We start from the raw sequence: 21,322 nt of genomic DNA, 5'->3' as shown, positions 1-21,322 counted from the left end.
GAGTCGTGTTACTTGAGTTCGATTCCGTATGCCTTGCAGATGCGCACAAAGTCGGCGCGGTCCTTGGGCGTCAGCGCATTGATTTCGCGCATGGCCTGGTCGCGCTGCGAACCGCCTGACTTGAGTTGGTCCATCCACTTGCGCTGGCGGTCCCACTTCTTGGCTGCGGCGTCCCCCGCGCCGCCCGTCTCGTAGGCGGAAGCGGGCATGGGAGCGGCGCTGCTCGCGGCGGCTGGAGAGGCGGGTCCGGCCGCAGTCGGTGGAACCGGCGACGCCGCTTGCGGGGCGGCTGCTGGCGCGGCTTCCGGCGCTGATTGTGCCGGCGGTCTGGCGACCTGCACCTGCGGGGTCTCTGCCGGAGGATTCTTGCTGCACGCCCCCCATGCTGCGGCCCAGAGTAAAAGCGACAGGGACACTCTCATCGGATGGAATGGTATGGGTTCTATGGCTGCAAGGTTGTCCCCGCGCCCCCGTGTTGCAAGCCGATACTTTGCGCCGCGCGGCGCGCGCCAGAAGAGTGATTGACTTTGCCCGCCGGCGTTCACACTGTTGGCCACACTTCGATCCAGAGCCTATGAATCCCACCCCACTTGCCCTCGCCGGTTTGCTCGTCGTTTGCGCCACTGTTACCCAGGGCAGCGCCGTCATCGTCAAGCAGCGTGCCAAGGAAATCGCGCGCCCGGGCGATCCAAACAACAAGGGCCCCGGCAAGATCGGCCCGACTCCGGCCTCGCCGGCGGCGCAGGGCACGACGGCGGCGGCGGCCGCCCCCGCAGCGACACCCGCGATGTCCCGTCTCGTGGCCGACATCGCCGCCATCCGCGCCAGGAAGGAAATGCCCGCCGACTTGCTCAAGCAGTTCTGCGCCGACATTGCCGCTTGCGCCGAGGGACCGGCCAAGCCATCCGAAGCCGTGGTCAACAAACTCGGCGCGAATCTCGGCGCCGCATTGCTCGACAAGAAAATGTCCATGGCGGAGCAGGTGGGGCTCGCGCGCGACATCGCCACGATGATCAACGGGGCCAAGGTTGAAGTGGCCGACGCGCAAGCCGCCCTCAACGGCATCAAGGACATCCTTCAGGCCGCGGGCGTGGCGAAGACGGAGTTGCAGGCCATCCTTAACGACTTCAAGTCTGTGTTTGCCGAGGTGCTGAGCTTCAAGAAGTAGCCGCCCGCTGGGATTCGCGTGCTTCCGTTCGTCATCAAGAGGCCGAAACGGGGCTTCCCGGTTTTCGTTCCGGTTCTCCTTCTCCTCGTCCTCGCCGGCATCACCTATGTCGGGTGGCCCGAGCCGCGGAACGGGCTTCAATTCAGCCGCGACGCCGTGCGCGGACAGCTCACAAACGTCATCGAGTCCCAGCTCGCCGCGTTCCGGGCCGACGACTACGCGCGCGCCTATACATTCGCGGCCGCGGGCATTCGCGAGCAATTCCTGCTCGCTGATTTCGAGGCGATGGTCAAGCAGGGCTACCCGCTCATTGCCGAGTCGGTGTCCGCCACCTTCGGAATTGCGTTCGACAATGGCCGCGAGGCGCTCGTGGTCGTCTCCTTCCACGGCCGCGACAAGCGCGTGTTCCGCTACAACTACATGCTGCTTCGCGAGCGCGATGGCTGGAAGGTCAACGGCGTCTTCGTCGCGAAACCCGGCGAGCCGGTCATCTGAACCCGCGCAGGACTCGTCGCGGGAACATCGCCGCGATCCTCGCGCGCGTCCCGCTCGCGGCTTCCTCGCGCGCCTTGGGCGAAGCCCATGGGTCGAATTCAAACTCGTCGCCGAGCCGGTCGCGCAACAGGTTTGCCACGAGGATGCGCGAGGCAAGTTGGGGATGGATGAGGCCGTCGAGCACGGAGGCGGAGACGGTGTCGCTCATGGGTGTGTTTGAGACGGGAAACCCCGCGGGCTGCTCCCGGGTTGCAGGTGTCTGGCGCCGGCCGGCGCCTAGGCGTGACCAGTGAAATGGGAATGAAAACCGCCGTTCCGCTGCCCAGGCTCGCCCGCCGTCTTGCGCCCGTGCCGCCCGCGCGGGCAAGATGCGGCCGCGTTTCCGCCATGAACCTCGCGCCCGCCTCCACCGCTGATCTTGCCGCGATGATGGCGGAGCACCACGCGCGTGGCGCGCGGTTGCCGTCGGTCGAAGTCGGCGCGCTCAACCACGTCCTCGCGCACACGCCGGAGGACATGACGGTGAAGGTCGAGTCCGGCCTCACGCTCGCGAAGTTGCAGGCTCAACTTGCGACCCGCGGCCAGTGGCTTCCCGTGGACCCGCCGCGCGCAGACCGCGTGTTGATCCGCGACGTCATCGAGCACGATTTGAGCGGCCCGCGCCGCTGCGGCTTCGGCACGATTCGCGAGCACCTTATCGGGCTGACGGCGCTGCTCGCGGACGGGCGGGTCATCCACTCCGGGGGCAACGTGGTGAAGAATGTCGCGGGCTACGATGTGCAAAAACTGTTCATCGGCAGCCGCGGCACCCTCGGCATCGTCGTCGAGGCGGTGTTCAAGCTCCGGCCGCTCCCCGAAGCCGAGGTGTTCGTCGAGCAGTCCGTCCCAAACGCCGGCGCGGCGGCGGGCGTGATCGAAGCGGTGCAGGAATCCCCGGTCACGCCGGTCGCCTTTGAGATGCACAACCTTCCGGGCGCGGGCGGTCCGCGGGCAGCGATCACACTAGTGCTCGGCTTTTCCGGCGCGCGCGAGGAGGTGGACTGGCAGCTCGCGAACGCAGGCGCGATGGGTTTCGCCACGGCTTCAAGCCTCGGACACGAGGCGCGTTTTTGGACCGGCAGCTCCGCGGCGCGCAAGTGGTCGGTGCTCCCGTCGAAGCTTTGCGAAACACTCGCCGCGCTTGGCGAGGCGCGTTTCGTCGCGCGCGCGGCGAACGGGATCCTCTACGCGCGCGGCGGACCCTCGCCGCCGCCGCCCGGGCCGCCTTCCGCGCTGGTGCGTCGCATGAAGGACACGTTTGACCCAAAGCACATCCTCCCCGACCCCGGCTTCTGATGCCCACCCCGGAATCATTTCTCGACGAGAGGCAGGCACTCGCGTGTGTCCACTGCGGGCTGTGCCTCGGCGCGTGCCCGACGTATCTCGAAACGGGCAACGAGAACGACTCCCCGCGCGGCCGCATCTACCTCATGCGCGCGATGCAGTCCGGCCGACTGCCGGCGGACGGCGCGGCCGTGCGCCACGTGGACTTGTGCCTCGGCTGCCGCGCTTGCGAGACCGCCTGCCCGAGTGGCGTGCAATATGGCGCGCTGCTCGAGGCTTCCCGTGATCACATCGAGCGCCATCATCGCCGGCCTTTATTGCAGCGCGTGCTGCGGCGGTTCGTCATCGAGAAGATCTTCCCGCACCCGCGGCGGATGAAACGCGCGCTCCTGCCGGCGAAGCTCGTCAAGTTCTTCGGTGCGTCGCCGTTGCTCCCGGGCTTCGTGCGGGATGCGCTCGACCTGATTCCCGACGACGCGAGCGAGTCCAAGCTGCCCGCCGAATCGCCCGCAGTCGCGCAACCGGCGCGCGGCAAGGTCGGATTCATCTCCGGCTGTGTGATGAGCGTGATGTTCGGCGGAACCAACGCAAGCAGCGTGCGCCAGCTCAACCGCGCGGGGTTCGACGTGGTCACCCCCGCGGAGCAGGGGTGCTGCGGCGCGCTCTTTGCGCATGGTGGCAATCTCGCCGGGGCCCGCGCGTGCGCGCGCCGGAACATCGCCGTCTTCGAGCCGCGCGGCCTCGACGCCATCGTCATCAACGCCGCCGGCTGCGGCTCGACGCTCAAGGAATACGGCCACCTCTTGCACGACGACCCCGCGTGGCGCGACCGCGCGGCGGCGTTCAGCGCGAAGGTGAAGGATTTGACGGAAGTGTTGCCCGTCGCCGATTGCCGGTTGCCGGTTGTCCCCAAGGCCGGCGACGGGGCTGCTTCAATCCGCCATTCGCCCGTCACCTACCACGACGCCTGCCACCTTGCGCACCCGCAGCGCATCACGCGGCAGCCGCGCGACCTTGTGAAGGCGGTCGCGGGCGCGAAATTCATCGAACTCGCCGAGTCGGATGTCTGCTGCGGCAGCGCGGGCAGCTACAATTTGACGGAACCCGAAATGGCCGCGCGCCTGCAACGGCGCAAGGTCGAGCACATCCTCCGCACGGGCGCGCGCATCGTGGTCACCACGAATCCCGGCTGCCTCCTGCAAATTCGCGCCGGACTCGCGCGCGCCGGGGCGGGACACGTGCGCGTCCTGCACATCGCCGACTATCTCGCCGAGGCGGATTCCGCCGCGGATCCGGCGCAACCGGCCCGCGAGCTCAACGTGTAGCGGCAGGCATCCCGCCGCCGGGGGGCCATCGATGCGCCGCGCGGGAAACGAACGGGCCGCCGCACCGCCGTCTAGGCCTCAAGGCCGGATTTCGATGACGTCGCCGGGCTTGAGCAACGGCCCCTCGTCGCCGCTGAGCAATTGCGCGGCGCTGAACGACATCGTCTGGCCGCCCCGCGTCAGGAAGATGACGCCCGGCTCCTTTTCCACGAGGTATTCCGCCGCGATGATCGCGCGCGCGAGTGTCAGGCCATCAGCCCAAAGCAGACTCCGGTGCTTCACCGGCCCCACGACCGTGACCGTCACGGGCACGGGCGCGAGCTGGATGACGCTGTTGCGTCCGCGCTGAAACGCCTCGCGCGCGCGCGTGTCCGAGGCGGACTCTGACACGCAACCGCACGCGAGGAGGACGAGGGGGAACATTGCCGATTTCCAACCGCCAATGTCCGGGCGGGGATCCGTCGAAGTCAGCACTTCCGGCAACCGGAGATTGGACATGGGCAATGGTCAGCAACTCGTCGGCACTTCTTGCAGCACTTCGACGCAGTGCGGGATCGCGCCGACGACGAACCCGAGGCATTCCACCGCCCCGCCCGGCTTGCCCGGCAGGCAGAGCACCAGCGCGCGGTCCACGACAGCCGCGAGGTTGCGGGAGAGGATGGCGTTGCGCGTGATCTTCATGGACTCGGCGCGCATCACCTCGCCAAAGCCCGGCAGCTCGCGAACCGCGATGTCACGCACCGCCTCGGGCGTCACGTCGCGCAACGCCACGCCCGTGCCGCCCGTTGTGAGCACGAGATGGCAGCCGCGGGCGATGTGCTCGCGCACGGCGCGCTGGATGTCGGACTTCTCATCCGGCACGAGGGATTCAGCGGAGACCTTCCAACCGTAACCCAGCGCGGCCTTCTTGAGCGCGGGGCCGCCGAGGTCGTCGTAAAGCCCCTTCGACGCACGGTCGCTGATGGTGATGATGCCCGTCTCGATTTGCATGGGAGCGTCTTACCGCAACCGCGCCGGGTGGGAAAGCCGCAATCCGGCGGATCGCCCCTCCGGCCGCTCTCCAAGGCCAAGCAGCGCGCGCGGCCTGCCCATTGCCTGGACAACAACCGGCAGCTCGGCCTCGCCGCGATGCTTTACAAGGACGACTACGACGACCGCTATCACCACGGCTCGAACATGACTGTGGTGCCGCGGCCATCGGTGAACACGCTGTTCAATCCCGCGGCCCCGCCTCCGAACCTTGGCGAACTCGGGGATGGCAGCGCTGCCGCCGCGTGAGCCGGGGATCAATCAGTCGCTCCGCCGTCCGCTCCGGCTGTCCGCGGCTCGAAACTTCCCAACCTTGCCGTCGCCATCCCGCGCGCTACACTCGCCGCGTGAGCTTCGTTAGCGAGTTCAACGCTCTGCCGTTGGAGGATTTGCTCCGCATCGCGTCGCGCACGGGCGCTGCCGCCGCGCGCGAGTGCCTCGAGCGCGAGCGGCTCACGCTTGCAGACTTCGCGCGGCTGGTCTCGCCGGGCGCGGGCGAGGTGCTCGAGGACTTGTGCCGCCGCTCGCAGGCCGTCACCCGGCAGCGGTTCGGGAAAGTCATCCGGCTGTTTGCGCCGCTCTACCTTTCCAACGAGTGCATCAACAACTGCCGTTACTGCGGATTTTCGCGCGACAATCCGATCCTGCGCGTGACGCTCTCGGTGGAGGAGGTGTTGCGCGAGGCGCGCGCGCTCAAGGCGCAGGGGTTTCGCAACCTGCTGCTCGTGGCGGGCGAGCATCCGAAGTTCGTCTCCGGCGGCTACCTCGCGGAGTGCGTCCGCGCATTGCGCGACGAGGTGCCCGGCATTTCGCTCGAAGTCGGGCCGATGGAAACGGCGGACTACGCGCCGATCGTGCAGGCGGGCGCGGAGGGGCTCGTGGTGTATCAGGAGACGTATGATCGCGAAGTCTATGCGGCGATGCACACGGCCGGGCCGAAGCGCGATTTCGACTGGCGGCTCGCGACGGCCGAGCGCGGCTACGCCGCGGGATTCCGGCGGCTCGGCATCGGCGCGCTGTTCGGGCTCGCGGACTGGCGGCGCGAAGCCTTGTGCGTCGCGGCTCACGCCGGGCACCTGCTGAAACATTGCTGGAAGGCGCAACTCACGGTTTCGATGCCGCGGTTGCGCCCGTGCGCCGGGGATTTTGAACCGCTGACGACCCTCGCCGACCGCGAGCTGGCGCAACTGGTTTGCGCGTTCCGGCTGTTCCTGCCGGATGCGGGCCTCGTGCTCTCGACCCGCGAGCCGGCGCGGCTGCGCGACGGGCTGATCCCGATGGGCATCACGTTGATGAGCGCGGGCAGCCACACCGAGCCCGGCGGCTACACGGGCGCGGGCCGCGAGAAGACGCATCGAACCGGGCGCGGACGGATCATCGCGCGGGCCGCGAATTCCAGCGCGCGGGCCGCGCCGGGCGAAACGAATGCGACTGGACAATTCGAAATTGCGGACGGACGTTCGCCCGCGGAAGTTGCCGCGCGGTTGGGCCGGCTCGGATACGAGCCGGTGTGGAAGGACTGGGACGCGGCCTTGAGCGCCTGATGCGGACATCGTGGAAGCGAAGAACCTGATCCGAAACGGCGCGCTGCTTGTCACGGCGGCGCTGTTCCTCGCGGCGGCCGCCCCGTCCGCGGGGCAAGCGAAAGCCCCGGCCCCGCCGCCGCCCGATGCGGCGGAAGTCCCGCCCGGCCCGCTCAAGTGCGTGGTGTGCGAGAAAACCGGACTCACCGGCACGATTTACAGGCACAAGTTCGGGCTCGTGTGCGACCAGTGCCGTCCGCTCGAACGCACCTGCGCCAACTGCGGCATCCCGATGCGCGAGCCGGGCGGAAAGTCCGCCGACGGCCGCGCGTTCTGCAAGTTCGAGTTTGCGACGCTGGTTTTCAAGCAGGAGGAGGCGCGGAAAGTTTATGACGAGACCGTGCTGGACCTCCGCCGCCTGCTCGGCGGCGTGCTGGACCTGAAGTTCACGAACCTGAACGTGCAGGTTTTTGACGTGGACTACTGGAACCATCGCTCGGGCAGACCGGTCGCAGAGACGATGAGGCGGCCCGGCTTCGCGCAGACGATCACGGCCGGCCGCGAGATGAAGCACACCATCCTGCTGCTCAGCGGCGTGCCGCGGGATGACCTTGCGTCCGTCTGCGCGCACGAGCACACGCACCTGTGGCTCAACGAGAACATGCCCGAGTTGCGGGCGATGGAGCAGAACACCATCGAGGGCTTGTGCGAACTGGTCGCCTTCAAGCTCGCCGCGGCCCGCCAGCTTGAGACGCAGCAGACGCGCATCCGCCGCAACACCTACACCGCCGGCCGCATCGAGACGCTCATCGCCGCCGAACAGCGGCACGGCATGTTCGCGCTGCTCGAGTGGGCGCGCCGCGGCACGAACGCCATCGCGGACGATGCCTCGCTGGCCGCGTTCAGCGCGAAAAATCCCCCGCGCCCGGCGCCGTCGCTCGTGTCACCCGTCCCCGCCAAGGCGCCCCCCGTGCTCAACCCGGCCGCGAAGCCGCCGCCCGTGGCTTCACTGCGACTCATCGGATTGTTTCTCACCCCGAAGAAGCGCGCGGCGCAGGTCAACGACCAGCTCTTCGAGCCGGGTGACGTGCGGCGGATCCAGTTGGGCGAGAAAATTGCCATGGTGAAGTGCATCGAGATTCGCACCAACGCTGTCGTGCTCTCGGTGGACGGCTCGACGAACCACGTGACGCTCTGGCACGTCGGCCGATGAGCGATGCCGCGCATGCCGCCGGGAGCATCGTCGCGAACGGGCGCCCGCTCGCCGCCGCGGTCCCCTGCACGATCGAGGCGTTGCTGACTGCGCAGGGACTTCCCCCGCGAAGCGTCGTCGTGGAGCACAACGGCGAGGCCGTCGCGCCGTCGGAGTTCTCCCGGCGGACCGTCCACGCGGGGGACCGGCTGGAGATCGTGCGGATTGTGGCGGGCGGGTGAGCGTCCCGACGCCTATTGGGGCGCGAGTTCGTCGCGGAGGGCGAAGAGGAGTTTTCCCACGGTGTAGGGTTTTACGAGGAATGTCCGGACGCCGGGGCCCTTCAATTCCTGGATCCTTTCATCGTCGTCGAGGCCGGTGGACGCGAGGATGGACGGGGATTTCCGTGTCCATTTTTCGCAGCACGCGTGTCATGGCGACGCCGTCCTTGCCGACTTCCTTGGTGGTGAAGCAGGGGTCGAAGATGTTCTCGATGAGCCGCTCGGCGCCGCCGCCGGGTCGGGCTATTTCCCGCGGACCTTTTCCGGGCGGATGTTGATGTCGATGGTTTCGCCGGGAAACAGGGCAACGCCCTGCGGCGCGTCGATGATGATCGGCAAGCCGAGCTCGGTGCGGGTCTGACCAGGTTGGAGAAGCGAGCCGCGGATGGGCGCGAGTTGAGAGCCGACTTTCGCGATCTTGGACTCGATCATCTTCTTGGACCGCCCGCGCGGCCGCAACTCGACGACCATTCCGGGCTCCGGCGTGAAGACCATGGGCTGCCGGAGAAACGCAATGATGCGGTCGGGCTTGTCCGAACTCACGGTCATGATCGGCTCGCCGGCGGCAACGATGTCGCCGGGAATCTTGCGGATGCTCGTGACCACGCCCTCGATCGGCGAGGTGATCGGGATGGGGTTCTTTGGGTCGGGACCGACGACACGGGAGATGATCTCGCCGGAAGAGACTTTTTGCAGCGTGCGGATCGGCTTTGGAGCCTCAGCCAGCGTGCCGGGTTGGGTGCTTGAGACCGACGACTCCACGGTTTCGACTTCGCCCTGCAGATAATACGGACCGAGGCGGCGCTGGAAGAGAACGGCGGCGATGATCAGCACCAGCACGAAGACGATGACCGGTGTCCACGCGTAATTGAACTCGCGCAACTTGACGGAAGCGGGTGTCGGGATCGTAGGCTCGGTTTCCATGCGCGGGGTTCGTGGGGGGTTGGTTTGACTTCGGCGGCCGCGACTCTGACGCCGCCAGTCGCGGGCATCTTCACAATGCACGGGTCACGCGACCCGTGTTCATCCTAAGTGGCGTGTGGAATACAATGCAAGCGGCGCGTTCGCTCGCGTGAATTCGACAGGGCAGCGGCACACCGGCCCCGCTAGGCTCGCACCATCAAGGCGTGGCTGGAGATGGTGCGCGGCGACCGCCTCCCGCGGATCGGCACCTGCATGATCGGGCGGTCGCCGCACATCTCGCCCGTGCTCGACGACCACAAGGGGTCGCGACGCCATGTCCTGGTCCATGCGCAGGGCGGCTCGATGAATCGTCCCGCGAGACGCTCCGCGGACTAGCTCGATTGCCCGGAGCGGTGGACGTTCTGAGCCTTGAGTCCCTTGCCGCCCTGGATGACTTCGAAGTCCACGATCTCTCCCTCGTTGAGGGTCTTGTAGCCTTCGCCTTGGATCGAGGTGTGGTGGACGAAAATGTCCTGCCCCGACTCCTGCTGGATGAAGCCGAAGCCCTTCTTGTTGTCGAACCACTTCACTTTGCCGCTTGCCATACTCGAGAATTGGTTGAGTGCGCGAACAAAACCGGGGTCGACGCGGATCAGAGCCGGAGATGATCCCACAAGTCGGCGGGATCAAGCCGGAGGTTCACATAAAAGGGTCCGAACTCGCCGTATCGGGCGCTCACTTCGTCGAAGCGCATCTCGTATACGATTTCCTTCAAGGCATCCACCTGGTGCGCGATGAGCGTCACGCCCCATTCCCAGTCATCCAGACCGACCGAGCCCGTGATGAGCTGCGAAACCCGCCCATGATACTTGCGCCCGACCCGGGCGTGCCCCGCCATGAGCTTCTTCCGGGTGACGGCGTCGAGCATATACCAGTTGTCGGACAGGTCACGCCTTTTGTTCATCGGGTAGAAGCCCATCGCCTCCCAATCCTCCAGTTCGGGATAGAGGCGGAACTGTTTGTAGTCGTCGAGCCGGCGCTTCTCCTCGCCCAGCCGCTTCTCGAATGGCTCGCTCCCCGGTTGCAAGCCCTCGCCCTTCAGCCGCGCAATCACGTCCTCCTCGGTGCTCATGTATTCCGTGAGCTCCGTCACGCTCAGGTAGGAATACACCGGCTCAAGCGTGCCCGGCGGAAAACACGCCTCGAGCGCGCGGTGCATCGCGCCAAGCCCGGCGAGGTCGGCGTGATACAGCATGAATGCCAAATCCGCCTTGCCCCCGACGTTGGCGTAGGTGCAGAGGCGCGGATGCCCCGGTCCCGGGTTCGCGGCGCACAGTCGGCCGAGATTTGCCTTCGCAGCTGCTGACTCGCCGGAGCCGAGCGCCGCCCAGCGCACGCGGTTGACGCGGTGGAACACGTGCATCACATGGATGCCTTGCGAGAGGGTTACGTTCGGGATGGCCATGCGCTGTGGGGAATCTGCGGAACCTCGGTCATTCGACTTGCAGCACCTGGTCGAGCAGGTGCGGAAACTGGTGGAGAATCGCCTGGTCGCCCACGACGAGCGATGCGCCCGCGGCCACAGCGGCTTCCTGCCGCTTCTTGTCGTCGTGACTGGTGAAACACAGCACGGGCAGGTGCCTTGTGCCGTCGGTATGCTTCAACTGACCGATGAGCGCCACGGCATCCGTGACCGTGCAATCGAGGTCTACCAGCACGATGAGCGGCTTCTCCTTCCCGGCGACCTCGATCACCTTGCCGGGTTCCTTGAGCATCGTGACGCGATAGCCCATGTCGCGCAGTTTGTTCCCGAGCTGGTTGCCCAGCACGAGGTGCTCATACACGACGATGGCCAGCGGCGCACTCACGGGGCGTGAGAGTGGGACAGCCGACTGGAAAATGCAAAGTCATTGGCGCGCCGGATTCGCGCGGGGCGGGGCTTGACCGCGGGAGAAATCCGGATTCAATTGCCGCACCCTCGGAACCGGCTGGACTTGGCCCGCGCGATTCCCGGGTGACCTGATTTGTGATTACCACGCTCTGCCCGGCAAAGCCGCGTTCCCGAATCCCGGTGCTTCGGGTCGCGTTGCTCGTGGCGTTGGCCGGCGTCGCTCACTTTCTGCAAGCCGCGCCGGAGTCCGCGCGCCCCAATGTGCTCCTCATCGTCAGCGACGACCAGGGCTGGCGCGATGCGGCCTGTCTCGGGCGCGCGGAAATCCAGACGCCCAATCTCGACCGCCTCGCGCGCGACGGCGTCCGCGCCACCAGCTTTTACGTCACGTGGCCCGCTTGCACGCCGTCACGCGGGAGCGTGCTCACCGGGCGTCACCCGCTTCGCAACGGCCTTTACGACATGATTCGAAACGACATGGTCAACTTCGGCCATCGCTTCACGCCGCAACAATACGCCGTCTCCCCCGAGATGACGCTCGGCCTCGACACGCGCGAAGTCACGCTCGGCGACGCCCTCAAGCGCGCGGGCTACCGCACCGGCCTCGTCGGCAAGTGGGACATGGGGCAGGCGAAGCGCTTCCTGCCGCTCCAGCGCGGCTACGATTTCTTCTACGGCCACGGGAACAACGGCATCGACTACTACACGCACGAGCGCTACGGCGTGCCCTCGCTTTTCCGCGGCAACGACCGCACCGAGGCCGACAAGGGCATTTACGCGACGACCCTCTTCCAGCGCGAGGCACTGCGGTTCATCCGCGAGAGCGCCGGCCGGCCGTGGTATCTCCACCTCTGCTTCAACGCGCCGCATTCCGCATCGACCTTTGAGAAGGAAGGCGTGCAGGTCCCCCAAGAATTCGTCCGTCTCTATCCCGCGCGAGACCCCGCCGACAAGCTCACCAGATACTTCGCCGCCGTCACGTGCATGGACGCCGCGATCGGCGAAGTGCTCTCGGCCATCCGCGAACTCGGCGCCGAGCGCGACACGATCGTGCTGTTCCTGTCCGACAACGGCGGCAGCGGCAACGGCGGCAACGCGCCGCTTCGGGGTGCGAAGAGCTCGTTGTGGGAAGGCGGACTGCGTGTGCCGTTCATCGCCCGCTGGCCCGCGCGCATCCCGGCGGGCGCGGTCACCGACGAATTCCTGACCACGCTCGAACTGTTTCCCACGCTGCTCGCTGCGACCGGCGCCAAACCGACGGCCGGTGTCGTGCTCGACGGCTTCGACATGCTGCCCGTGCTCGCAGGCAGGGCGAAGTCACAGCGCACCGAGATGTTCTGGGAATTCCGCGGCGAGAAAGCCGCGCGCATCGGCAATCTCAAGTGGGTGGATTCAGCGAAAGGAAAGGGCCTGTTCGATCTCACGGCGGACATCTCCGAGAAGAACGACCTCTCCGCCTCGCAAGCCGCAACACTCGAAATGATCTCGGCCCGCTGGTCCGCGTGGCGGCGCGAGATGGAAGCCGCCGAACCACGCGGGCCATTCCGCGATTACTGAGCCCGCCCGCGCCGCGCTTGACTCGGCCCGCGCCGAACACCCACGCTCCGCCATGTCCACGCCCCGTCCCGCGCCGGTGCATTGGCGCGATGTCTTCAAACACGTCGGACCGGGATTGATCCTCACCGCGTCCATCGTCGGGTCGGGCGAACTGATCGTGACGCCGAAGCTGGGCGCGTCCGCGGGCTTCACGCTGCTGTGGTTCATCATCCTCGGCTGCATCGTCAAGGTCTTCGTGCAGGTCGAGCTCGGCCGCTTCGCCGTGGCGCGCGGGCTGACGACGATCGCGGCGATGAACACCATCCCGGGTCCGAGGTTCATCGTCTCGTGGCTCGTGTGGTTGTGGCTCGGGATGTTTTTCGCGCTGACGTTTCAAGTGGCCGGGATGCTCGGTGGCGTGGCGCAGATCGCGGCGCAATCGGGCTTCGGCGGCCCCGGATGGCTGTGGGCCACCATCGCCGCGGGCCTCACCGCGCTGCTGCTTTTCTTCGGCCGCTACCGGCTGGTCGAGAACATCTCCACGTCCATGGTCGTCCTCTTCACGCTGTGCACGGTCGTCGCTGTCGCCGCGTTGCAGTGGTCGGACTATCGCATCACCGCCGCGCACCTGCGGGAGGGGTTCAGCTTCGGCTTCCCGAAGGATTTCACGACGGCGTTCGCGGCGTTTGCCATCATCGGAGTGGGCGCGTCGGAGCTCATCTATTATCCCTACTGGTGCCTCGAGAAAGGCTACGCCGGCGCGGTCGGGCCGCGCGACGGGAGCGACGGCTGGCGCGCGCGCGCGCGGGGCTGGGTGCGCGTGATGAAGTTCGACGCGTGGTTCTCCTGCATCATCTACACCACCGCCACGGTCGCGTTCTACCTGCTCGGCGCCGCGGTGCTGCACGCGAAGGGCCTCGTCGTTGAGAACAAGGACATGATCGCGACGCTTTCGCACATGTATCGCGAGAGCTTCGGCACGTGGGGACTCGCCATTTTCCTCATCGGCGCGTTCAACGTGCTCTACTCGACCGTCTTCGCGGCGACGGCTTCCAACGCGCGCCTCATGGCCGACGGTTTGCAGATGTTCCGCTTGGTGAAGTATGAAACGCCCGAGCGGGGCGCGACGGCGGTGAAGTGGTGCTGCGTGGCGCTGCCCACGGGCGCGCTCGTGGTGTTCATCATCTGGGGCGCGCCCGTGGCACTGGTCCTGGTAGGCGCGGTAGCGCAAGGGGTGATGCTGCCGTTCCTCGCGCTGGCGGCGCTGTGGTTCCGTTCGCAGGAGCCGGACCCGGCGTTGCGCTCCGGCCCCGCGTGGAACGTCTTTCTCTGGATCGCCGCGCTCTCAATGTCCGCGGTCGGCGTGCACGAGGCGTTCGCGCAAATCTCGAAGCTGTTGAAGTAAGCCGCGCCGCTACTTCGCCCACTCGATGCGGATGTTCGCCGGCTCCGAGATGCCGAGTTCGAGCAACGACGCGTTGCGAAACATCGCGAGGCTGACCTTCGCCGCCGCAAATCCCGCCTTCCGCCGCTGGCGCTGGAGTTCCTCGAGCGACAAGATGTCGAGCGCGACCGGGTCGCTGCTGAAGCGGAGCTGGTTGAGCGCGACGGAATAATGCAACAGCGGCCGCTGTTCGCCCTCGTGCTGGCAGAGCAGCGCGTCCGTGATGTTGAGCACCACGCGGTCGCCGAGTTCGGGCATGGCGTAGAGTTCCGCGACGGCCTCGAACAAGTGCGCCGGGTGGTTCTCGAAACGGATCGTGTTGTCCGCCGCCCCGAGCGCGAGGCTTTGCAAGTGGCCGCAGACGCCCATCTGGTTGTGATTCAGCAGCGGCGCGATGCTGATGTGCTTGGTGACCGTCTTCGTGATGAGCCTGGAGAGATGCGACTTGCGGCCGACGTTGTCGCCCTTGCGGCCGAATTCCAAGTCGCCAAACACCAGCGAGCCGATGAGCGAGCGATCGTAGGCCGCCTTTTCATCCCATCCGGCGTCCAGCGCGGATTCCACGCGCACACCAAGGCGCTCGCGCAGCGCGGTGAAGCCCGCCAAGCGCAAGTCGGCGGCGTGCTTGTCCCACACGATGATCTGCCCCGCCGGCACCCCCGCGGCGATGAGCGTCGAGGCGACCGCCGCGGCAACCTCCGGCCGCGAGCCGCCCGTCGCGCCCGGCGCGGAGTAAACTTTCAGGCCGATGAAATCGTTGGTCGAGACGAAGCTCAGCCACGCGGCCGTCGTCGTGGGCCTGCCCGTCCACTGTCGAAGGCCGCGTTCCACAAGCGATCGGACGACTTCCGGCTTGGGGACGAACGTCCCGGTCGCGCGCGCATCCTCGACGATCACCACGCGCGCGCGCTGGGGCGGCCGGACGGTGGAGGGTTCCGGCTCGGCGCCGCACGCAAGGCCGGCGGCCGCCAGTGCGAGCAGGGCCGCGCCCGCGAACTTGGATTGGAACGGAGCGGGGCGGATGCGATAAGCCTGCGCGTTTCTTGACACTGCGAGCGGCGAGTGTTACCAGCGGGACCGATGCTGACGACAAAAAAAGGGGGCCGTGTCCGGTGGGTTCTCTCCGTCGCGTCAGCCGTCTCGTTGCTCGGCGCGGGATGCGTGCCGCCCGGGCCGCGCGCGCTGCTCCGCGGCGAAAAACTGCTTCGCGAAGGCAACGCCGCCGCCGCCGCGGAGGATTTCAAGGTGGCGACGACGCATCTGCCCCAGGTCGCGCAGGCGTGGAATCACCTCGGGCTCGCGCACCACGCGCTCGGGCAGGTCGCCGACGCTGCGCGCGCCTACCGGCAGGCGCTCACGCTCGATCCGAACCTCGCGGTGACGCGCTTCAATCTCGGCTGCCTCTTGCTTGAGAACAACAGCCCGTCCGCCGCCGCCACCGAGCTGGCGTCTTACACGATCCAGCGGCCGGGCTCGCCCGAGGGTTGGGTGAAGCGCGGCTCGTCGGAACTCCGCTCGCGGCAGTTCGATTCGGCCGAGCGCAGCTTTCGCAATGCGACGAACCTGAATCCGCGGCTCGCCGAGGCGCTCAACGGACTGGGCATCGTCCAGCTCTACAAGAACCGCGCGTCCGAGGCGTTCCAGAGCCTCTACACCGCGAACCAGCTCCAGCCGGCTTTCGCGCCCGCCGCGCTGAATCTCGCGGTCGTCACGCACCAGCACATCGCTCCGCGCCAGCCCGAGTATCGCCCGCTCGCCCTGCAAAAGTATCGCGATTACGCGGCGATGCCCGGCGTTCCCTATCGCGACGCTGTCGACCAACTCGCCCGCGCGCTCGACGCCGAATTGAATCCGCCGCCGAAGGTCGTCGCGGCGCGCCCGCCGCCGTCCGCGGCAACCAACCCGCCCACGGCGGTGGTCGCCGTCACGCCCCGCTTGACCCCGACTGTTGAGACCAACATTCCCGCGCCGAAACCAGTCGCGAGCACCGGCACGGTGCTGGTGGCCTCGGCGAATCCTGCGCCGGCGAAGACCCGGCCCGGCGAACTGCCGCCGTTCAATCCGAAGGTCGTCGCGCCGCCGGCAGTGACACCGCCCGCCCCGGTCATCGTGGACTCCCCGCCGACACCACGGCCCGTGACGAATGACGCGACGAAGTCCAAGGTTGCGAGCGCAGCAAAGCAACCGAGCCCGGCGCCGCCCGCTGCGACCAATCCGGTGGGCGTTCTGCCGCCGCCGCCCGGGCCGCCGAAGTCCGTGGTCTCCGTGCCCGCGGTCGTCGCTGTGGAGACGCCATCCGGAGCAATCCCGCGTTACGCCTATCGAAATCCATCGCCGCCGCCGGCGGGAAACCGGGCCACCGCCCAGGCGCACTACGCCCAGGCGGAATTGGAGCGCGATCGCCGCCGCTGGGCCGAGGCGCTCGTGCATTACGAGAAGGTGGTGCAGGCCGACCCGTCCTTCGCGGAAGCGCATCACTATCTCGCACTGATGGCCGGCAACGTGAACCAGTTGCCGCGCGCGCTCTATGCCTGCGAGATCGCGCTCGCGTTGCAGCCTGCCTCGCTGAACGCACGGTATAATTTCGCGCTCACGCTCGAGAAGGCCGGTTACTATCGCGACGCCGCGTCCGAGCTCGAGCGGGTGCTGACGGATTATCCGGACGAAGGCAGCGCGCATCTGGCGCTCGCGAACGTCTACGCGAAACGGCTCGGCCTCATCGGCGCGGCGCGGCGGCATTACCAGCGGGTGCTCGATCTGAATCCGCAGCATCCGATGGGCACGGACATCCGGTTCTGGCTTCGCGCCAATCCGCAGTGAGCGCAGGTCGTGCCGCTATTCCGATTCGGGCGGCGCGCTGAGAAGTTCGCGCGCGTCCGCCGCTTCGTCCTCCGGCACCTGCACGTGGACGCCCCCGACGGCCATCGCGTAGCCCTCGGTGCTGAGCGCGGAGAGTTCGCTCGCGACGAGCGCGGGGATTCCAGCGGCTTCGAGGCGTGAGCGCACGAGCTGGGCCTCGGCGGGATTGAACGCGGTGAACACCGTGACGAGTTTCACGCCGGGCTCCGTTCGGCGGGGGTTCTTGGCGGATTCGCCGGCGGCGCGGCCTTGATGTCGGCGAAGATCATCACGCCCGTCGCGTTGTGAAGGAGGCTTCCGACCTGCACCTCGACCTGCTGGCCCACGTGGGGCGAACCATTGTTTATCACGACCATCGTGCCATCGCTCAAGTATCCGATGCCCTGTCCCTTGTCCTTGCCCTCGCGGTTCACGCGGAGCGAGAGCGTTTCGCCGGGAAGGATCACGGGCTTGAGCGCGGCGGCAAGCGCGGTGATGGAGACGTGGTGCACGCCCTGCAGTTCGGCGATTTTGCCGAGATTGTAGTCGTTCGTGTAGAGGCGCGCATCGAGGAGCTTGGCAAGGTGCAGTAGCTTGGCGTCCACCTCGGTTTCGCCGGTGGGGTCGGCCTCGTGGATTTTCACCTCGGTGCGCGGGCTGCGCTGGAGCCGTGCGAGGATGTCGAGCCCGCGCCGGCCGCGGCCGCGCTTGACCATGTCGGCGCTGTCGGCGACCTGTTGCAATTCCCGCAGGACAAACCGCGGCACAATGACGGTGCCCTCGACGAAGCCGGACTCGATGAGGTCGGCGATGCGGCCGTCAATGATCACGCTCGTGTCGAGCAGCAGGGTGTTGTGGGGCTTGGTGTGGGACTGGAAGCGGATGTAGGGAATGATCAGCGCGAAGTCCTCCTTGTTGCTGCGCATGGCCATGACCATGCCGATGTAGCCGAAGCTGACGAACAGCATCAGCCGGATGAGCCACATCGTGGATTCATCCTGCACGTAGCGGAACAGCTGCGAGCGCTCGATCATCCACGCGATGAGCGAGCCAAGCACGAGGCCGACCGTGGCCGCGGAAAACGCGCGAAGCGAAAACCCCTTGAGCATCTCGTCCACCGCGATGAGCAGCCCGCCGAGTCCGAAGCCCGCGAGCGTCCACCACGCGCCCGCCCCGAGCAGGTCGGGGGTCACCTGGCTCACGGCATAGCCGCCGAGCGTGCAGAGCCCGAGGAAGAAGATGCGGATGGCCCAAAGTGACATGCTAGTCGAGGCTGGATTTCTCGCGCGGGATGAACAGGGGTGCCGCGCGCGCGGGCGCGTTGGTCTTCGCGGCCTTGGGCTTCACGAGGAACCCATAAAACAGCCCGTAGCGGTTGAGGTTGCTGATGAGCACGCCGGCGTCATCCACCACGCGGCCGCTGCGGTCAAACATCTGGTTGGCGCTCACGAACACCGTGCCGGCGTTGGTGGCGAGGACGCTCAGATTGGTGAGGACGGTGTTGGCGTTGCTCCCGAGCGCGGGAAGCGTGGCGAGAAACCGCTGCAAATCCGCCGCACCCCGCTCGTCCTTGAGCAGCACGCCCGCGACGCCCTTGCCGGCGTTGAGGTCGGCCATGAGGTTGGTGACTTGTGCGGTGGCGGTGCGGAAGTTGCGGATGGCGTCGGCGACGTCCATGCGGTTGGTGGTGAGCAGTGCCTCAAGTTCGGTGGCCACCTTATTGAGTTGGGTTGAGAACATCAACAAGTTGCTGACGGCGCCGCTGGCGGGCGCGGCGTTCGTGACGAGCAGGAGGTCCACGCGTCCCACCGCAGCGTCGGCTTTCTTCACAAGCGTCGTGGCGTCGTCGGCGAGCGTGCGAATCTGGTCGGACAGCCGCCGGAAGTTCACCACGGCCGCGCTCGCGTTGGTCAGGCTTTCATCCGACAGCACCGTGCGGTCCACGCGGGCGACGGCGCCCTGCAACGTCTCGACCGCGCGGTCCACCTTGCCGATCGTCACGAGCACGGTGCGGGCGGCGTCCTGCATGTTGAAGGGGGTCTCGGCGCGGACCACGTCGCCGTCCTTGAGGAAGGGGCCGAGGTTCTTCATCGGCGCGATGGACACGAACTGGTCTCCGATGAAGCCCGACGCCTCGATGGTGAACTTGGCGTCCGTGTGGATCGAGTAGTTGGAGAAGATGCGCAGCGCGACGCGCACGGACTTGTTGTCGGGGCTCAGGTCGTAGCCCTGCACCTTGCCCACCTCGACGCCGGCGAGCAGCACGGGCGCGTTGCGCTTGAGCCCGCCGACGTTCGCCGTCTCGAGCGTGAGCGTGTAGGTCGGGCGGAAGGCGGTCACGCCCTTGGTGAAGTTGATCACCAGCGCGACGAGCGCAACGAGGCCGATCACGACGAACAGGCCGACCTTGATTTCAGTGCGTTGGTTGCTCATGACTGGAACACGGGTTCCTTCGGATCCGAGACGCCCTCGACGAACTGCTTCACGAGCGGGTCCGTGGCGTTGAACAAATCGTCCGGCGCGCCCTCGGTGTAAACACGGCCCTGGTGCAGCATCAGGACGCGGTGCGCCACGGTGCGCACGCTGCGCATGTCGTGCGTGACCACCACGGACGTGACCTTGAGCCGCTCGCAGACGCGCACGATCAGCTTGTCGATGCTGTCGCTCACCACGGGGTCGAGCCCGGTCGTCGGCTCGTCATATAGCACAATCTCCGGCCGGTAAACAATCGCGCGCGCGAGGCCGACGCGCTTGCGCATGCCGCCGGAAAGCTCGCCGGGTTTCTTGCGCTGCGTGCCGGCGAGTTCGACCATGTCGAGCGCCTCGGCCACGCGCTGCGCAATCTCGCCCGCGGTGTGGTTGCCCTCGCGCCGGAGCAGGAAGCCCACGTTGTCCTCGACCGACAGCGAGTCGAACAGCGCCGCGCCCTGAAAGAGCATCCCGAACTTGCGCCGCACGCGCAGCAAGTCGCGCTCGCCCAGGCGCGAGATGTTCTCGCCGCCCACGAGCACCTCGCCCGCCTCCGGTTGCAGCAGGCCGATCAGGTGCTTGAGGAGGATGCTCTTCCCGCAGCCGCTCCGGCCGATGATGACGACCGACTCGCCCGGCTCGATGCGCAGGCTCACGCCGTCAAGCACGCGATGCGCGCCGAAGGACTTCCGCAGTGAACGCACCTCGATCATAACAGCGCCAGCAGCTTGGTCAGCAGGAGCGTGAGGAAGAAGTTGCTCACGAGGATGGTGATCGAGGAATACACGACCGCCTCCGTGGTCGCGCGGCCGACGCCCTCGGCGCCCTCGCCGCAGTGCAGGCCTTTCTGGCAGCTGATCAACGCGATCGCGCCGCCGAAGATGCCCGCCTTGATCAGCCCCATCACGACATCCGACACGTCGGTCCGGCGCAGGAGGTTCCACCACAGGAACGCAGGCTCGATCTGCAGCAGGTAGGTCCCGACGACGAATGCCGCCGCGATGCCGAGCGCAATGGCCTCGGCGGTGAGCAGCGGCATCGCCAGCAACGTGGCCACCAGGCGCGGCACCACGAGGTAATCCACCGGGTGCGTCGCAAGCGTTCGCAACGCGTCGATCTGCTCGGTCACCTTCATCGTGCCGAGTTGCGCGGCCATCGCCGCGCCGACGCGCCCGGCAACCATCAACGCCGTGAGCACGGGACCGAGTTCGCCGCACATCGACACGCCGACCACGGCGAGCGTGGCGCTCTCCATGCCGACCTTGGCGAACTGGAAGTAGGTGTTCGCGGCAAGCACCATGCCGGTGAACGCGCCCGTGATGAGCACCACGGACTGGGACTTGACGCCGATGAAATAGAGCTGGTCGAGGAACTCACGGCCCGCGGACCGCAGCGTGCCGAGCGAGCGCACGACTTCGACCGCGAGCAGTGTGATGCTGCCGAGCCCGCGCAGCCAGTTGCCGACCCATTGGGCGATGTTGTTCATCCGGAGAGAAGCGCCGGCGCGGCGTGGGCCCAACTGGATTTGAACCAGTGACCAAGCGATTATGAGTCGCCTGCTCTGACCGCTGAGCTATGGGCCCGTGTGGGATGCGGCCCGCGCCGGCACCGACTGCGCCAGGAGCCACCGCAGGAACTATGCGCTGCGTCGCGGTGGCGGCAAGCGGATTGTGGGGCGTGCGCGAGTCTCAGTGCTCGTCCAATGCAAAAACGGCGCGAACCTTGCGGTCCGCGCCGTTGGTTACCGAAGGCGGCCGGGGAGGCCGCCCTGAAGGTCGTTTGTTTTACACGTCGTAGTAGAGGAAGAACTCGTAGGGATGGGGGCGCAGGCGGATGGCGTCGTGTTCCTTGCGCTTGTGGCCGATCCACATCTCGATGAAGTCCTTGGTGAACACGTCGCCCTTG

26 protein-coding genes and 1 tRNA gene are annotated in these 21,322 nt (G+C 67.0%); 11 read left to right on the top strand and 16 right to left on the bottom strand.

Going from position 1 to position 21,322, the window contains the following annotated elements:
• Positions 1-8: 8 nt before the first annotated feature.
• Positions 9-209 carry a hypothetical protein gene (locus FJ386_04445; GenBank protein MBM3875955.1) on the bottom strand — a complete coding sequence of 67 codons (201 nt, stop codon included), beginning with the start codon at positions 207-209 and terminating at the stop codon, positions 9-11.
• A 365-nt stretch (positions 210-574) separates the two neighbouring features.
• Between FJ386_04445 and FJ386_04440 the strand changes: the two genes are divergently transcribed.
• The gene (locus FJ386_04440; protein ID MBM3875954.1) at positions 575-1,168 is read left to right on the top strand and encodes a hypothetical protein; all 594 of its coding nucleotides are present in this window, start codon (positions 575-577) and stop codon (positions 1,166-1,168) included.
• A 12-nt stretch (positions 1,169-1,180) separates the two neighbouring features.
• Positions 1,181-1,663, top strand: a complete 483-nt coding sequence (locus FJ386_04435; GenBank protein MBM3875953.1) for a DUF4864 domain-containing protein — start codon at positions 1,181-1,183, stop codon at positions 1,661-1,663.
• Here the strand turns inward: FJ386_04435 and FJ386_04430 are convergent.
• Positions 1,656-1,871: a hypothetical protein gene (locus tag FJ386_04430; protein ID MBM3875952.1), complete on the bottom strand. Its 216-nt coding sequence runs from the start codon at positions 1,869-1,871 to the stop codon at positions 1,656-1,658. The two genes, FJ386_04435 and FJ386_04430, sit on opposite strands and share 8 nt — an antisense overlap.
• 86 nt (positions 1,872-1,957) lie before the next feature.
• Here FJ386_04430 and FJ386_04425 point away from each other — a divergent pair, with 86 nt between their 5' ends.
• Positions 1,958-2,998, top strand: coding sequence for an FAD-binding oxidoreductase (locus FJ386_04425; GenBank protein ID MBM3875951.1), 1,041 nt, complete (start codon positions 1,958-1,960; stop codon positions 2,996-2,998).
• Complete coding sequence (locus FJ386_04420; GenBank protein ID MBM3875950.1) at positions 2,998-4,311, top strand: 4Fe-4S dicluster domain-containing protein; 1,314 nt, start codon at positions 2,998-3,000, stop codon at positions 4,309-4,311. The genes FJ386_04425 and FJ386_04420 overlap by 1 nt, the downstream gene beginning before the upstream one ends.
• 78 nt (positions 4,312-4,389) lie before the next feature.
• Here the strand turns inward: FJ386_04420 and FJ386_04415 are convergent, their stop codons facing one another.
• Positions 4,390-4,734: a hypothetical protein gene (locus tag FJ386_04415; GenBank protein ID MBM3875949.1), complete on the bottom strand. Its 345-nt coding sequence runs from the start codon at positions 4,732-4,734 to the stop codon at positions 4,390-4,392.
• A gap of 84 nt (positions 4,735-4,818) precedes the next feature.
• A complete protein-coding gene (locus FJ386_04410; GenBank protein MBM3875948.1) occupies positions 4,819-5,301 on the bottom strand; it encodes a MogA/MoaB family molybdenum cofactor biosynthesis protein in 483 nt (160 codons plus the stop codon).
• A gap of 27 nt (positions 5,302-5,328) precedes the next feature.
• On the opposite strand from FJ386_04410, the gene FJ386_04405 reads away from it, so the two are divergent.
• The 4 genes from FJ386_04405 to thiS all read left to right on the top strand — a co-directional run bounded on the left by FJ386_04405 (position 5,329) and on the right by thiS (position 8,297).
• Positions 5,329-5,589, top strand: a complete 261-nt coding sequence (locus FJ386_04405; GenBank protein ID MBM3875947.1) for a hypothetical protein — start codon at positions 5,329-5,331, stop codon at positions 5,587-5,589.
• A gap of 98 nt (positions 5,590-5,687) precedes the next feature.
• Positions 5,688-6,884, top strand: a complete 1,197-nt coding sequence (gene thiH, locus FJ386_04400) for a 2-iminoacetate synthase ThiH (GenBank protein ID MBM3875946.1) — start codon at positions 5,688-5,690, stop codon at positions 6,882-6,884.
• A gap of 10 nt (positions 6,885-6,894) precedes the next feature.
• On the top strand, positions 6,895-8,076 hold the full coding sequence (locus FJ386_04395) for a protein DA1 (GenBank protein ID MBM3875945.1): 1,182 nt from the start codon (positions 6,895-6,897) through the stop codon (positions 8,074-8,076).
• Positions 8,073-8,297 carry a sulfur carrier protein ThiS gene (thiS, locus tag FJ386_04390; protein MBM3875944.1) on the top strand — a complete coding sequence of 75 codons (225 nt, stop codon included), beginning with the start codon at positions 8,073-8,075 and terminating at the stop codon, positions 8,295-8,297. Before FJ386_04395 ends, thiS begins: the two co-directional genes overlap by 4 nt.
• Positions 8,298-8,579: 282 nt before the next feature.
• On the opposite strand, the gene FJ386_04385 is transcribed toward thiS, so the two are convergent.
• The 4 genes from FJ386_04385 to FJ386_04370 form a co-directional block, all read right to left on the bottom strand.
• A complete protein-coding gene (locus tag FJ386_04385; protein MBM3875943.1) occupies positions 8,580-9,260 on the bottom strand; it encodes an efflux RND transporter periplasmic adaptor subunit in 681 nt (226 codons plus the stop codon).
• 371 nt (positions 9,261-9,631) lie between these two features.
• Positions 9,632-9,844: a cold-shock protein gene (locus FJ386_04380; GenBank protein MBM3875942.1), complete on the bottom strand. Its 213-nt coding sequence runs from the start codon at positions 9,842-9,844 to the stop codon at positions 9,632-9,634.
• Positions 9,845-9,891: 47 nt separating this feature from the next.
• On the bottom strand, positions 9,892-10,704 hold the full coding sequence (locus tag FJ386_04375; protein MBM3875941.1) for a heme peroxidase: 813 nt from the start codon (positions 10,702-10,704) through the stop codon (positions 9,892-9,894).
• A 28-nt stretch (positions 10,705-10,732) separates the two neighbouring features.
• Entirely contained in the window at positions 10,733-11,140 is a 408-nt protein-coding gene (locus FJ386_04370; protein ID MBM3875940.1) for a response regulator, read from the bottom strand.
• A 218-nt stretch (positions 11,141-11,358) separates the two neighbouring features.
• Between FJ386_04370 and FJ386_04365 the strand changes: the two genes are divergently transcribed.
• Positions 11,359-12,687, top strand: a complete 1,329-nt coding sequence (locus FJ386_04365; GenBank protein MBM3875939.1) for an N-acetylgalactosamine-6-sulfatase — start codon at positions 11,359-11,361, stop codon at positions 12,685-12,687.
• Positions 12,688-12,739: 52 nt separating this feature from the next.
• The gene (locus FJ386_04360) at positions 12,740-14,071 is read left to right on the top strand and encodes a divalent metal cation transporter (protein MBM3875938.1); all 1,332 of its coding nucleotides are present in this window, start codon (positions 12,740-12,742) and stop codon (positions 14,069-14,071) included.
• Positions 14,072-14,080: 9 nt separating this feature from the next.
• Here the strand turns inward: FJ386_04360 and FJ386_04355 are convergent, their stop codons facing one another.
• A complete protein-coding gene (locus FJ386_04355; GenBank protein MBM3875937.1) occupies positions 14,081-15,160 on the bottom strand; it encodes a DUF362 domain-containing protein in 1,080 nt (359 codons plus the stop codon).
• 30 nt (positions 15,161-15,190) lie between these two features.
• On the opposite strand from FJ386_04355, the gene FJ386_04350 reads away from it, so the two are divergent.
• Positions 15,191-16,930, top strand: coding sequence for a tetratricopeptide repeat protein (locus FJ386_04350; protein MBM3875936.1), 1,740 nt, complete (start codon positions 15,191-15,193; stop codon positions 16,928-16,930).
• A 15-nt stretch (positions 16,931-16,945) separates the two neighbouring features.
• Here FJ386_04350 and FJ386_04345 read toward each other — a convergent pair whose 3' ends face one another.
• From FJ386_04345 to glnA, 7 genes are all read right to left on the bottom strand, one after another.
• Positions 16,946-17,167 carry a DUF2007 domain-containing protein gene (locus FJ386_04345; GenBank protein MBM3875935.1) on the bottom strand — a complete coding sequence of 74 codons (222 nt, stop codon included), beginning with the start codon at positions 17,165-17,167 and terminating at the stop codon, positions 16,946-16,948.
• A complete protein-coding gene (locus tag FJ386_04340) occupies positions 17,164-18,210 on the bottom strand; it encodes a TRAM domain-containing protein (GenBank protein ID MBM3875934.1) in 1,047 nt (348 codons plus the stop codon). The genes FJ386_04345 and FJ386_04340 overlap by 4 nt, the downstream gene beginning before the upstream one ends.
• 1 nt (position 18,211) lies before the next feature.
• Entirely contained in the window at positions 18,212-19,381 is a 1,170-nt protein-coding gene (locus FJ386_04335; protein ID MBM3875933.1) for an MCE family protein, read from the bottom strand.
• Entirely contained in the window at positions 19,378-20,130 is a 753-nt protein-coding gene (locus tag FJ386_04330) for an ABC transporter ATP-binding protein (GenBank protein ID MBM3875932.1), read from the bottom strand. Before FJ386_04330 ends, FJ386_04335 begins: the two co-directional genes overlap by 4 nt.
• Positions 20,127-20,903: an ABC transporter permease gene (locus FJ386_04325; protein MBM3875931.1), complete on the bottom strand. Its 777-nt coding sequence runs from the start codon at positions 20,901-20,903 to the stop codon at positions 20,127-20,129. The genes FJ386_04330 and FJ386_04325 overlap by 4 nt, the downstream gene beginning before the upstream one ends.
• 24 nt (positions 20,904-20,927) lie before the next feature.
• Positions 20,928-21,000, bottom strand: a tRNA-Met gene (locus FJ386_04320).
• 201 nt (positions 21,001-21,201) lie between these two features.
• A partial coding sequence (gene glnA / locus FJ386_04315; GenBank protein ID MBM3875930.1) for a glutamine synthetase occupies positions 21,202-21,322 on the bottom strand: 121 nt, incomplete at its 5' end.

The sequence above is a fragment of the Verrucomicrobiota bacterium genome (genome assembly GCA_016871675.1).
In the GTDB taxonomy this organism is placed as follows: domain Bacteria; phylum Verrucomicrobiota; class Verrucomicrobiia; order Limisphaerales; family VHCN01; genus VHCN01.
Note: the sequence above shows the minus strand (reverse complement) of the source record. Positions and strands in the feature narration are given on the sequence as shown.

Excerpts from the sequence above, each read along its gene's own strand:
- FJ386_04380 (MBM3875942.1), bottom strand. The coding sequence starts at position 9,844 with ATGGCAAGCGGCAAAGTGAAGTGGTTCGACAACAAGAAGGGCTTCGGC.
- FJ386_04360 (MBM3875938.1), top strand. The coding sequence starts at position 12,740 with ATGTCCACGCCCCGTCCCGCGCCGGTGCATTGGCGCGATGTCTTCAAA.
- FJ386_04335 (MBM3875933.1), bottom strand. The coding sequence starts at position 19,381 with ATGAGCAACCAACGCACTGAAATCAAGGTCGGCCTGTTCGTCGTGATC.
- FJ386_04350 (MBM3875936.1), top strand. The coding sequence starts at position 15,191 with ATGCTGACGACAAAAAAAGGGGGCCGTGTCCGGTGGGTTCTCTCCGTC.
- FJ386_04330 (MBM3875932.1), bottom strand. The coding sequence starts at position 20,130 with ATGATCGAGGTGCGTTCACTGCGGAAGTCCTTCGGCGCGCATCGCGTG.
- FJ386_04445 (MBM3875955.1), bottom strand. The coding sequence starts at position 209 with ATGCCCGCTTCCGCCTACGAGACGGGCGGCGCGGGGGACGCCGCAGCC.
- FJ386_04385 (MBM3875943.1), bottom strand. The coding sequence starts at position 9,260 with ATGGAAACCGAGCCTACGATCCCGACACCCGCTTCCGTCAAGTTGCGC.
- FJ386_04430 (MBM3875952.1), bottom strand. The coding sequence starts at position 1,871 with ATGAGCGACACCGTCTCCGCCTCCGTGCTCGACGGCCTCATCCATCCC.
- FJ386_04340 (MBM3875934.1), bottom strand. The coding sequence starts at position 18,210 with ATGTCACTTTGGGCCATCCGCATCTTCTTCCTCGGGCTCTGCACGCTC.
- thiS (MBM3875944.1), top strand. The coding sequence starts at position 8,073 with ATGAGCGATGCCGCGCATGCCGCCGGGAGCATCGTCGCGAACGGGCGC.
- FJ386_04425 (MBM3875951.1), top strand. The coding sequence starts at position 1,958 with ATGGGAATGAAAACCGCCGTTCCGCTGCCCAGGCTCGCCCGCCGTCTT.
- FJ386_04410 (MBM3875948.1), bottom strand. The coding sequence starts at position 5,301 with ATGCAAATCGAGACGGGCATCATCACCATCAGCGACCGTGCGTCGAAG.
- FJ386_04420 (MBM3875950.1), top strand. The coding sequence starts at position 2,998 with ATGCCCACCCCGGAATCATTTCTCGACGAGAGGCAGGCACTCGCGTGT.
- FJ386_04375 (MBM3875941.1), bottom strand. The coding sequence starts at position 10,704 with ATGGCCATCCCGAACGTAACCCTCTCGCAAGGCATCCATGTGATGCAC.
- FJ386_04325 (MBM3875931.1), bottom strand. The coding sequence starts at position 20,903 with ATGAACAACATCGCCCAATGGGTCGGCAACTGGCTGCGCGGGCTCGGC.
- FJ386_04415 (MBM3875949.1), bottom strand. The coding sequence starts at position 4,734 with ATGTTCCCCCTCGTCCTCCTCGCGTGCGGTTGCGTGTCAGAGTCCGCC.
- FJ386_04440 (MBM3875954.1), top strand. The coding sequence starts at position 575 with ATGAATCCCACCCCACTTGCCCTCGCCGGTTTGCTCGTCGTTTGCGCC.